General features: G+C 59.3%; 6 protein-coding genes. All 6 read right to left on the bottom strand.

The genetic code is table 11. The annotated features are described in order from the left end of the window. Positions 1-65: 65 nt before the first annotated feature. Positions 66-1,028 carry a CRISPR system precrRNA processing endoribonuclease RAMP protein Cas6 gene (gene cas6, locus B2A78_RS24415; protein WP_077732657.1) on the bottom strand — a complete coding sequence of 321 codons (963 nt, stop codon included), beginning with the start codon at positions 1,026-1,028 and terminating at the stop codon, positions 66-68. A gap of 348 nt (positions 1,029-1,376) precedes the next feature. Further along, the gene (gene acnA / locus B2A78_RS24410; RefSeq protein WP_077732656.1) at positions 1,377-4,202 is read right to left on the bottom strand and encodes an aconitate hydratase AcnA; all 2,826 of its coding nucleotides are present in this window, start codon (positions 4,200-4,202) and stop codon (positions 1,377-1,379) included. Positions 4,203-4,744: 542 nt separating this feature from the next. Then, positions 4,745-6,175: an RtcB family protein gene (locus B2A78_RS24405; RefSeq protein WP_077732655.1), complete on the bottom strand. Its 1,431-nt coding sequence runs from the start codon at positions 6,173-6,175 to the stop codon at positions 4,745-4,747. 25 nt (positions 6,176-6,200) lie between these two features. Next, entirely contained in the window at positions 6,201-6,656 is a 456-nt protein-coding gene (locus B2A78_RS24400) for an archease (RefSeq protein ID WP_077732674.1), read from the bottom strand. 320 nt (positions 6,657-6,976) lie between these two features. Beyond that, the gene (locus tag B2A78_RS24395; RefSeq protein WP_077732654.1) at positions 6,977-7,285 is read right to left on the bottom strand and encodes a GYD domain-containing protein; all 309 of its coding nucleotides are present in this window, start codon (positions 7,283-7,285) and stop codon (positions 6,977-6,979) included. A 718-nt stretch (positions 7,286-8,003) separates the two neighbouring features. Next, a complete protein-coding gene (locus tag B2A78_RS24390; RefSeq protein WP_240502668.1) occupies positions 8,004-11,534 on the bottom strand; it encodes a hypothetical protein in 3,531 nt (1,176 codons plus the stop codon). Positions 11,535-12,214: the final 680 nt, after the last annotated feature.

Below are 12,214 nucleotides of genomic sequence, written 5' to 3'. Positions count from 1 at the left end.
GGTCGGGTGAACGGTTGAGCTGCCGTCCTTGGCGTCCCTGTCCTTCGGTCTACAGTGTGCCTCCGTCAAGCGTCGGCCAGGGTTTCCGGCAAGCTTGCGGCGCGAATCCGGTAGCGGCCCAGACCCATGGTGGCGCCCTTGCCGACGTGGGTCCATTGGCCGAGCCAGAGATACGGCCAGAAGGTCTCGACATCTTCGCCGCGCAGCTCGAACCGGCCGAGCAGTCCGCCCATTTGCATCGCGGTTTGTTGGCGCGAGGAATAGCGGGTCCAGTCGTGCCAGCGGAGCTTGGGCTCATGCACCGGCACGTTTCGCGAGGCCTGTGCGAGGGCGGCGAAGTCGACCTCCAGCGGCGTATCGGTGTGGAAGTAGCTCAGCATGGACAGCCGCCGCAGCAGATGCCCGAACAGGTCGCCGAAACCGAACTGCGCGGGCGTCACCAGATGGTCCTCGCGTTTCAGCCGGAGCGGGGTCTCGATCCGGATTTCGAAGCGCTCGGGGAGGGCGGGTATGGCCGGCGTCCGGCCGGGCGTCATCCTCAAGGGCTGGCCGGGTTCGTAGACGATCGGATTCTCCGGTGCATCGGCCTGCTCCACTTTGATCAGTTCGAAAGCTTGCGAAGCGCGACTGAGTCCTGCTTTTCCAGCCTGGTCCAGGGCATGGATGAAGTAGGGAAGATGACGGTCGGCGCGTCCGAACAGTGTCAAGCCCAATGCATAGGGCGAGCCGTTTTGTCGCGGGTCTATGCGCAGCGCGAAGGGATGCGGCGCCGTGGTGTAGCGGCGCATTTTTTCGCTGTCGGGCGGCGGCGGGGTTTCGAAGACGTAAGGGTAGACGCAGCTTCGGTAGAGAAGGCAGGAAGGGCATTCCGTCCTCCGAACCACGCACACGGTGCGCTTGAGCGCGTGGCCGAAGGCGCCGCGCCAGGCGGAGCCGGCGTAGGCGGGCAGGCGGAGCGGTTCGGTGGTTTCGAAATGACAGCGGAACACTGCCAGGGGCAGCGACGGGAGTTGGCGGGCGGAGGACATGAGGCTTTCTTGTTTTTGTTGCTGGGCGTTCAGTACATACCGTTCGCCTAGTTTAGGAAAGATTCGGCAAGCTTGCGAAGTCTTCGAACGAACCGCGCCAGTCGGCCCTCGATCGATGCCTGTCCTGAGCCCGGTCGAAGGGCGGTTCGCTTCGCTCACCGCATCCTACGACCTGTAGGGCGCGGTGAGGAACGACAAACCGGCAGGATAGCCGGTTTGCACGGAGCCCGTAGGGTGCCGGACAAGGAGGTCCGGCATGAGCCGCACCGATGGCATCCGCGAATGATGCCTGTCCTGAGCGAAGTCGAAGGGCGGCTCGCTTTGCTCACCGCATCCTCCGGATTCGGTTCAATAAGCAGGCGGATCGCTCGCCGGGAAGGAGTCTTTGGAGCCTTCGTCGACCATACCCTCGGACGGCGGCGTTTGCGGCGCCGGCCGGGGGGCGGTCGTCATCGCATCGAAGATGGTCTCGGCTTTTTTTCCGGCCAGGAGCTGGCGGAGAACATACTGGAGGATGCCGCCGTTCAGGTAGTACAGCATCTCCTGCGGGGTATCGATGCGGATCGTTGCGTGGAATTCTTTGGTTCGGCCGTTTTCGTCCGTGGCCTGTACGGTTACGTCGCGGCCGTTGGCGAAGCGGGTGGCTATGGCCTCTCCGAGCCCGAGCACGGCGAAGGTCTCGCGGCCGCCTAAGCCCAGCGATTCGACGTTCTCGCCGTCCCGGAACTGGAGGGGAAGGATGCCCATCCCGACCAGATTGGATCGGTGAATGCGCTCGTAGCTCTCGGCGAGGACGAACCGAATCCCCTGCAAAAAAGGTCCTTTAGCCGCCCAGTCGCGGGACGAGCCCGAGCCGTATTCTTTTCCCGCCAGGATGCAGAGCGGCGTGCCGTCCTGCTGGTAGCGCACCGCCGCGTCGTAGATGGTCATGACGGCGTTTTCCGGGAAATAGGTGCTGTAGCCGCCCTCGGTTCCCGGCGCGAGACGGTTCTTGATGCGGACATTGGCGAAGGTGCCGCGCACCATGACCTCGTGGTTGCCTCGCCGCGAGCCGTAGGAGTTGAAGTCTTGCGGTTCCACGCCGTGCCCGATCAGGTACTTTCCGGCCGGCGAGTCCTTCTGGATGCTTCCGGCCGGCGAGATGTGGTCGGTCGTGACCGAATCGCCGAGCAGGGCGATGGCCCTCGCGCCGCGGATATCTTCCACGCTCTTCGGTGCCTCTGCCTGCATTCCCTGGAAGTACGGCGGCTGGCGAACGTAGGTGGAGTTCTCGTCCCAGGCGAAGCGGTCTGCCGAAGGAATGGGCATGGATTTCCAGCGCCGGTCGCCTTCGTACACTTGACCGTAGCTCGCGCGGTACATGTCGGAACGGATGGCCGTGCGTATCGTCTCTCTGATTTCCTCCTCGGTCGGCCAAATGTCCTTGAGAAAAACGGGACTGCCGTCCTTGCCCGTGCCGATCGGCTCCCGGTGCGGGTCCCAGTCGATCCGGCCGGCGATGGCGAACGCCACGACCAGCGGAGGCGACATCAGGAAATTGGCGCGCACTTCGGGGTTGATGCGCCCCTCGAAATTGCGGTTTCCCGAGAGCACCGAACAAGCCACCAGCCCGCGCTCCCGGATCTGCTCCGAAATCTCGGGCGGCAGCGGCCCGGAATTGCCGATGCAGGTGGTGCAGCCGTAGGCGACGGTCTGAAAGCCCAGTTGATCGAGGTATTTCGTCAGACCGGCCTGGCGGAAATATTCCGTCACGACCTTGGAGCCCGGCGCCAATGAGGTTTTCACCCAGGGTTTTCGCGTTAGCCCGTATTCGCAGGCCTTCTTGGCCAGAAGCCCCGCCGCGATCATGACCGAAGGGTTGGATGTGTTGGTGCAGCTGGTGATGGCGGCGATCACCACCGAGCCGTGATCGATGCGGAGCTCAGGCTCTGGCGAGTGCGATTCCGCAGGTTTCTTCGCGGCCGGAAGAAGCGACGGGAGCGTTTCGTGGAAGACCCGCTTCACGTCGGGGAGGCTGATGCGGTCCTGCGGACGCTTGGGGCCCGCGACGCTGGGCTGTACCTTGCCGAGATCCAGCGCCAGGGTATCGGTGAAGATGGGCTCGGGCGCGTCGGGGTTATGGAAGAGCCCTTGTTCTTTCAGGTAGGCCTCCGCCAGCGCGATCCGTTCCTCGGGACGGCCGGTGAAACGCAGATAGCGGAGGGTTTCGTCGTCGGGCGGGAATATCGCGCAGGTCGCCCCGTACTCCGGCGTCATATTGCCGATGGTGGCGCGGTCTTCCAGCCTGAGAGCGGCGACGCCGGGACCGTAGAATTCGACGAATTTGCCGACCACGCCTTTCTTCCGGAGCATCTCGGCGATGGTCAGCACCAGATCGGTCGCGGTAACGCCTGCCGGCAGCTCACCCTCCAATCGAAAGCCGATCACTTCGGGAATGAGCATGGAAACGGGCTGCCCCAGCATGACGGCCTCGGCTTCGATGCCGCCCACGCCCCAGGCCAGCACGCTCAAACCGTTAACCATGGGCGTGTGGGAGTCGGTGCCGACGCAGGTGTCGGGATAGGCCAGGGGGAGTCCGCCGTTGCGAGGGAGTTCGGGATTCTCGTCGGTGGAGAAAACGACGCGCGCCAGATATTCGAGGTTCACCTGATGGCAAATGCCGGTATTGGGCGGCACCACCTTGAAGTTGTCGAAGGCCTGCTGGCCCCAGCGCAGAAAGGCGTAGCGCTCGGCGTTGCGGCGGTAATCGAGCTCGACGTTTTTCTCGAACGCCTCGGGTGTGCCGAAGGCGTCCACCTGGACCGAGTGGTCGATGACCAGTTCGACCGGGATGAGCGGATTGATCCTGGCCGGGTCGCCGCCCAGTTCGGCCATGGCGTCGCGCATGGCGGCCAGGTCCACGAGGGCCGGCACGCCGGTGAAGTCCTGGAGGAGGGCTCGCGCCGGCGAGAAGGCGATCTCGCGGTCCGGCGGATTCTTGGGATTCCACCCCGCTAGGGCTTCGATATCCTCGCGGGTGACGGTCACACCGTCCTCATTGCGCAGCAGGTTTTCCAGCAGAATGCGGAGGCTGTACGGCAGGCGGTTCACGTCGCCCGCGGCGTCCAGCCGGTATATCGCGTATTCGCGACCGCCGATACGAAGCGTCGAGCGGGCGCTGAAGCTGTTTTTCATTCGAGTCTCCCGTTTTCAAGCCGTTACCAGCCGTGGAGCCTTAGAGCATTTTCCGATTCGGTGTCAGAGGGCCCGATAGGTAGGTCGGCAATCCCTTGCCAATCGCAAACGGTCATCCGGGGAAGGGGCTGGCCGGCGCTCCCGGCCAGGTCGTTTGCGATTGGAGCGCCCGAATGACCCTTCCAATCGCAAACGGTCGCTTCAGTTGCGACCCTTCCAATCGCAAACGGTCGCTTCAGTCGCGACCCTTCCAATCGCAAAACGGCCGTCCTGGGAGCGCCAGGACGCCCCTTCCAACAAAATCCTTTGCCGAGCCGATAAGTCGCGGCAAGGGATTGCCGACCTACGTTCTTCCTGCCCGACACGAAGCCGTACGCCGGGATGAAAAATGCTCTGGAGCCTATCCCAGTAGGTCCCCAAAACCCTTCGACGGGCCTGTCCTGAGCCCTTCGACTTAGCTCAGGACAGGCCCGTCGAAGGGCTCAGGGCGAACGGCCTACTGAGATAGGCTCTTAGTCCAGCTGCAAAAAGGGAAGCGCCGGTTACCCCTTGATGCAAGCCATCGGCGTGACCTTGGCCACCAGGCGCGCGAGCCCGGCTCTATCCGCGGCTATCACGACGTCATGCACGTCTTTGTAGGCGCCCGGCGCTTCTTCGGCGACTCCGCGCCACGAGGGGCTGCGCACGATGATGCCGCGCGCGGCCAGTTCGTCGACCACCTCTCGGCCGCCCCAGGTGCGCACGGCCTGATGGCGGCTCATGGCGCGCCCGGCGCCGTGGCAGGCGGAGGCGAACGACAAGGTTTCTCCGCTCGCGGTGCCCGACAGGATGTAGGACGCCGTTCCCATCGAACCGCCGATCAAAACCGGCTGTCCGGTCTCGCGAAACACTTTCGGCAAATCCGGATGACCCGGACCGAAAGCCCGCGTCGCGCCTTTGCGATGGACGTAGACCCGCTTTTTCCGGCCTTGTATCAGGTGCTCTTCGACTTTGCAGGTGTTATGCGAAACGTCGTAAAGCAAATCGAGCCGGGCTTCGGGCAGGATTTCCGCAAATACCTTGCGGGTCAGATGCGTGATGATCTGCCGGTTCGCCAGCGCGCAATTGATCGCGGCGCGCATCGCGCCGAGGTATTCCCGGCCGACCGGCGATTCGATGGGAGCGCAGGCCAATTCCCGGTCGGGCAGGGCGATGCCGTATTGCACCGCGGCCGCCTGCATGCGCTTGAGAAAGTCGGTGCCGATCTGGTGGCCCAAGCCTCTGGAACCGCAGTGGATGGTGACCACCACGTCGCCTGTCGCCAGGCCGAACGATGCGGCGATGGCCGGATCGTAAATCTCGCTGACTTCCTGCACTTCGAGATAGTGGTTACCCGAACCCAGCGTCCCCATCTCCGCTCGCTGTCGCTCCTTGGCGTGAACGGACACGGCGTCCGGCTTGGCGCCCGCCATCCGGCCGCGCTCTTCGATCCTCTCCAGATCTTCGGGGCGGCCATAGCCTTGCCGAACCGCCCACTCGGCGCCGCCGGACAGCATTTCGTCCATTTGAGCGTGATCGAGGCGGATATGGCCGCGGCTGCCGACGCCGACCGGCACGGTGGCGTACAGAGCATCGACGAGTTCCTTTTTGAGCGGGTCCACTTGTTCGCGTTTAAGACCGGTATGCAGCGTTCTAACCCCGCATGAGATGTCGAAACCCACGCCTCCGGCCGAGACGACGCCGCCCTGCTCGGCATCGAACGCGGCCACGCCGCCGATCGGAAAGCCGTAACCCCAATGGGCGTCCGGCATGGCGTAGCACGCGCCGACGATACCCGGCAGCATGGTAACGTTCACAGCCTGCTCCCTGACTTTTTCATCCATGTCGCCGATCAAGGTTTCATCGGCATAAATGATGACCGGCACCCGCATACCGTTCACCGGCTCGATGCGCCAGGCGAATTCGGATAGCCGCGTCAGGCGATTGATATCCATCGTCGACCCTCTCTTGACTGATGCTTTACACGTCTACGACACATTGCGCTATCCAAACGCCGTTTTCATCCCGATAGACTTTGAGCTCGGTGTACGTGGCGCCCTTGACCTCCACCGCGGGGTGGTGGCGTTCCCGTTCGACGGGTTCGCCCCAGGCGATGGCGTGCAAGGCGGAACCGTCGATACTGACGTCGAAGCGGCCGAATACCATCTGGCGCACCGCCATTTCATAAACGAGTGCATTCAGCCAGTCCACCAGCAGCGATTCTATGTCGGGCGCTTCGCAACGGATTTCGACCGGCGTCGTGGTTCCGACCTGGACGGGATCGCAGATGACGGCGTTCAGCGCTTCAGCGGCGTGAGCGAAAGCTTTTTCGATCGTAGCGCCTCGGCCGCGCACGCCCATGTCGGCCATGTGCGGAAAATGCTCCCAACTGGGCGCATCGGTTGCGGGTTGCAATTGGCCGGTTTCGGTGCTCATGACTTGCCTCTTAACGGGATTTGGAATCGTCGCGCCTGAAGGCTTTCCGGTAGGTTCATCGGCCTTGCGAAAGCGGATGAACGCGGAATGGCCTGTTTCGCTGGTTCTTGATTGGCCGATCGATCTGCACAGTGCCCAACTTATATTGGGACCCTTAGGAACGATGGAAATATCCGGAAATCTTCGGTTGATCGTGGCGCCGAAAAAATTCGGTTCTCCGCCGCCACGACAACTCGGAAGTCCTTCCTTCAAAACGGGTTTCGGCGGCGCGGCGGGGCCGATCGAGCGTTCGCAGGCCGTCCGAATTGCTCAGTGGGCTCTTAACCATGCCCCATTTGCTTCGGCCCTTTGAGCTTCTTGATGAAATCGTCGATGTGCATGGCTGGCAAGGTCATGGGAATGACCGAGCCGCGCGAACCCAAATCGACCGCAAGATGAGCGGCAGTCTCATTGTCTGGCGCCTCTATGATGGTCAAGAAATCGTGAGCCCCAAGGAGGGCATATTGGGTAAGAACTTTGCACCCGAATTGCTCGATTTCTTTGTTCACTTCCACTATCCGGTCGGGATTCTTGTGCAGGGTTTGCCGGCCTTCGGACGTCAAGGTGGTCAGCAATACATAAGTGGCCATCGTATACCTCCTTCTCTGGAGATTGGAAAATCCAAAGCGTTTCGATCAGAGCTTGTGCAGTTTGATCGCTCTCGCCATTCCTTGATCCCTACCTCTTTCTTCCTGAGAAAGAACGGAAACATCGAATCTCTTCGGGAAAGATCGCGGTCGAAGCAACCGTTTGCGATCGGAGAGGGGAGAGCGCCTGAGACGGCGAGCATGACGGAGCCGAAAAATAAGGACCTCCCTACTTTTGAACTCCCTTACCTCAACCCTTTCCCGGATGAAGTGCGGACAACAAGCGGATCTGCCGAAGTTCTGTCGCTAAAACCAAGAAAATGCGCCTGCCCCAAGGCACTGTCAAGTAAGGAAATGCCCGTAACCGGGCATTGCGCTACGCGGACAATTTCCACCGCCGGTCGACAAAAGCAGTGTGAACAGGAGTTGGTGGTCTAAATAGTCCTTTACAATCTCTTTGACTGCCTTGGCGACCTGGGCTCGGTCACCGTCGGTGCCCGATGTGGCTGGTTTAGAAGATGTCCCTTTTGAGCCGTGGTCAGGCTTGTCGTTCAGAGTCGCGCACGCTTGCAGGCGGTTGACGCGCGCGGTTGCCGATTCAGCGAATCGATGGCGAGCAGAGTGAGCGCGAAATCATCGAATCTGATTCGTACACACCTTTATTCGAAACCAATAGCATACGTTCCGTCGCGTCGAGCGTTCTGCTGTTTTTGCATCGTGCTTAATCCTCGTAGCCTTTCGAGCTCAAAGGGCTTTCGTGACCTTCATGCTTGAGCTCTTCGAATAAGCGCACTACATGGATGCGATCCTCATCTGATATCTTTTTCATGAATCCATTTATTTTCCCGTGTATATCCTTCTTGCTCGCTAATTTGATCTCGGGATTCCAATCCAGTAGCGCCCGTAGTGCCTTCCGCGCCAAACCCATGCGCCGCAAATAGGATCTGATATATAAGTAGACAAGTGCATCCTTATCGAGCAGCCTATTTTTTAGAACGGCAAATCCAATTACGATCGGTAAAGGTTTTACTTCTATCGAGGACGTTGTATTGAGAGGATCATCGACATTCATCAGAAATGGAATGACGCTGTATGATGTCGTTCCCACGGTTTCCTGGAAGAATTCGTTCAGCTGTTTTGCTTCGTAATAATCGAAGCCTTCTTTCGTCCACGAGTAGTCCAAACCAGTTGCAAGCAACTTAGACCATTTCAGCCCATGTAAAGACCTAGGTGGCTCCTTGCTGAACGAGGCGGTTACAAAGAATCCCTTTTGGATTTCGATTTTTCCTAACTCAAGTCCTAGACCGTTTTCGCAAAAAGTTTGGAAACGTGCGCCGTAGGTGCTTGCGGTAACTGCCCACGTGAAACGGAACATCCGCGATCCGGCCCAGCTCCGAAAGAGATTGGTCCAGCCGCGATGATCCGGGTTCTGGAATTCCCCCGCTTGGTCGAGATTCAGATCGTTGTACACATCCTCCATCAGCTTAATCATGTCCTGGCACAGGTAAAATGCTGCCCGGTATTGGTCGTAGTCTGATGGATTCCACGCGTTCCTCTCAGTCTTCTCCCAAGGCGGTGGTACGAGTGTCGCGATATGCCGTGGAAATTGTTGTAAGGCTTGATCTAGAAGTGGATAGAACTGTGCGTCCAGAAACTCAAGACTGGAATTCCGCCGCAAGGCCGTCAGAATATGAGACAACGCCTCTTCGTGATGCGGAAACGAAGCCTTCTCGAAGGTACTGGGCGTGTACCAATGCTTGCGAAGTCCCCGAAAGAGCTCATCGCAATCGCCGGGACTGGGAGGCTTGGCGGTACCCTTGGCAATTTCGAGAACGGTTTCGATGGCATACTGCCCCAGCCGGCGATAGCTCTCGAACTGGGACTCATCGAACCATTGATCTGTGGTCGGTTCGTGCGGAAAGGCGCAATGTCCGGCGTGGTAGCGGACAATGTCCTCTGGTACCCCCTTGACGAGCGCCGGCTTGACGTAAATGAGGGTGCCATCGGGAACATTGCCGTCCACGAGGCTGTAGCGGATACGACCTACCGCGCAAAGTCTCTGGCTGAGCCCGTTTGCATCGCGGCGGCGGACCTGTTCGAGATCAATCTCAATTTCAATGCCGAAATCCGAGCGGCACTTCTCGATGGCATTGCCGAGTCCCGCACATTCCAGCCCCGGATCGCACTCCGCGTCGCAGGCGATAATGTAGCGGCAGCGCCGCCGCACGAGTTCGTAGATCCCCAGATTTTCGAAGTGTCCTCCGTCGGAAAGGTAGACATATTCGGACTCCGCATCCGTGCGGCCGAACAACTCATAGAGCAAGTAGAGCATACCCCAGCTCGGCTCGCGTTTTTTCCAGGACGGTACATAACAATCCTCAGGCAGACGGCGATGAAACCACTCACTGAATTTTGCCCAAGGACCTCGCTCGTCTCGTTTTTCCCGATCGGCCTCATCATTAGGATTTCTTGACCACCATTCCTCGAATTTTGCCCAAAGCTCGCCTTGCTCGGCTCGTTTTCTCCGAGTAGCTTCATAACCGGGGTTTCCCAACCATGAGCCTAGGCGCACGTTGAATACTGTCATCAGAAGCGCCATCGGATCGGAGGTGTAATAACCCATGCTCGGGCTCGCCGCAGCCCCCGAGATGGTCACGGCCCTCGCTAAAGACACGGACGCGGCGTAATGCTCGGTCGGCCGGTAATTGCGGTCGGATGCTTCGTCGTATTTGCCGAGACGGCCCGCTGTAGCAATGTCGTAGCCGCAATAACGCGGCGTGAATACGAAGGAGGCGGCCTTGCGCTGCTGCCAGGCGAGTTCGCGGCCCGCCACCAGGTTCATGGCGGCGTTGATGATCGGATACGGGCCTTGGTATCCGGTTATATCAGCGTTTTGTAGCTGAGGATCATCGTTGGACGAGCTGACTCGAAGGTGTACCAGTTTCACGTCATTGTCGTGTGGATCGAAGCCTATAAACGGATGTGGATCGCGTTCGGGATTGCTTGCGCCGAGATAGGCGCGGATTAAGCGAGTGCCGTAGATGGCCTGGATGGAGAATGTATTCACACCGATCCGCCGGGAAAGCCACATCGTTACGGCGGTTAGGATTACTGTCGTAAGAAACAAAAGCCACCCGCCGATGTTGTTATTCAGCCCCGTGGCGTAGGAGGGCCAATATGTGCCATTGGGGTATTCAGCGGAGGCAAACATCTGGGGCAGTAAATACGAAAGCGCCCAAGCGATCACGACCAGCAGGCCCAACGCGAAGATATACGGCCCGATCGCAAAGGCTAAACCTGCGATACGCATTCTCCGCGAGTCGGCGGCTTCGCTTTTGCGGGCAAGCACGGCGATCAGCGTTGGGCCAAGCCAGATCGCAATGAGAACCGGGATCAGCCATGATCGGGTACTGATGTCTTGCCTTCCGATCCAATAAAGGAATTTAGGTCCGTACATCGCTATGGTGGCCAACAAGGTAGCGACGACAAGCCACTTGAGCGTTTCCGCCGCCAGTCGGTTCCACCATTCGTATTCCTCTGTGGTGAACTCGCGCGCGGCAAGCCCGATGTGGAGAATGGTGGCTAGTCCGAGCGTGACCGCCACGGTAAGCGGCATCCACACGGCATAATCCCACACGGGTAGGTTGAGTGGCCTCAGCAGAGCACTTAGCGAGAGGAGGAGCAGTCCGGCGACAGCACCTGCGCCAAGTGGGCCGAAAAGTATGCGCCATTTGGGAGACTCCTCCCGTTTATCCTCGGCGTGATTCATGGGAATCAGCCAGAGCAACATGTACAAAACGGCACCCGTCGCAGCCCATCTCGATGCCGCTTGGTCGACGGACGATTCCCAAAGCCATGCGCTGATTAATAGGGTAGAGAAGATGAACGGCAGTACCACCTGGAATATCACCTGGTTTTCTGATCTTTCTGGTCTTCGGCTTGCCTGCTTCGGCATTGTCCAGATCTGTCTCAGCTTTGCCCGGAATTCCCTCAGTTGCCCTGTCGCCAGCGATATACGGGCGACAAAAACATTCTGAGTGCTGGATCCTTGGGCTGGCGGAGCTTGAGATGACGGTTCTGTCTGGCCTTGAAGGTTTACGAACCGGATAGCGATTCCCAACAACACGAGGGACGCGGACAAGGCTAGCCATCCGTTTAGATGATAGAAACCCAGCACATAAAGCCGGGGTACTAACAGCACAATGGCGACGACCAGAACCAGAAGTATTTGATTGAGCAGGAGGTTGCGCATATACGCGGCGCAGAAGCTGAGCGAGTCGAGTCCCAGCCAGCCCTTGCGAGGCGTCAGAAAATTGCTGTAACGGCGCAGGAAACGGATTTGCTCCGGCTCCGGCTTTTGGGATGCAGCGGATTTTGGCGGGGAATTGGCTGGGTCGGCCTCGCGGGTAGTCTTGAGCTCCTTGGCGACTTCCGCGATACCTTTGTAACGGACCCAAGACGCAAACCAGCTTCCGATGTACCCGCCCCCCGATACCGTGGAAAGGTAATCGAAAATAGGAAGCAACCGATGGTTCGCAAGCCCTTGCAGAACGCCGAGATTGAAAGTGGCGCTTCGGATGCCGCCTCCCGAGAAGGCGAGTCCTACCAATTTAGCTTTGTGGGCGCGTTGGATGACCTTGTTCAGTGAAGGAGGATCAGCCTCGTTGTCCGCCGAAGATTTCTCTGGAGTCGGCGAACGGGTTTCATCGGAGGTAGTTTCTGTGGCGTTTTGGCCCTGCTGCGCGGCGTCTGAACTACAGATCGCCTTTCGACACTCGCGGGACTCTTGGATCTCCGACAACTCGTCTGTGAGCACCCACGCAAAATTTCGTGCATCCTCCTTCTGCATATTTGCGTCTGCAGGATTGCGTTTCCTTTCCATGCTCTGCTCCTGGAGCCTACGTCCTCTTCCATGTGTTTTCCGCCGATAAA

The organism is Methylocaldum sp. 14B (assembly GCF_002005105.1).
GTDB lineage: Bacteria > Pseudomonadota > Gammaproteobacteria > Methylococcales > Methylococcaceae > Methylocaldum.
Note: the sequence above shows the minus strand (reverse complement) of the source record. Positions and strands in the feature narration are given on the sequence as shown.

Bases quoted from the DNA above. Each gene is read 5' to 3' on its own strand.
- cas6 (WP_077732657.1), bottom strand. From the start codon at position 1,028: ATGTCCTCCGCCCGCCAACTCCCGTCGCTGCCCCTGGCAGTGTTCCGC.
- acnA (WP_077732656.1), bottom strand. From the start codon at position 4,202: ATGAAAAACAGCTTCAGCGCCCGCTCGACGCTTCGTATCGGCGGTCGC.
- B2A78_RS24405 (WP_077732655.1), bottom strand. From the start codon at position 6,175: ATGGATATCAATCGCCTGACGCGGCTATCCGAATTCGCCTGGCGCATC.
- B2A78_RS24400 (WP_077732674.1), bottom strand. From the start codon at position 6,656: ATGAGCACCGAAACCGGCCAATTGCAACCCGCAACCGATGCGCCCAGT.
- B2A78_RS24395 (WP_077732654.1), bottom strand. From the start codon at position 7,285: ATGGCCACTTATGTATTGCTGACCACCTTGACGTCCGAAGGCCGGCAA.
- B2A78_RS24390 (WP_240502668.1), bottom strand. From the start codon at position 11,534: ATGCGCAACCTCCTGCTCAATCAAATACTTCTGGTTCTGGTCGTCGCC.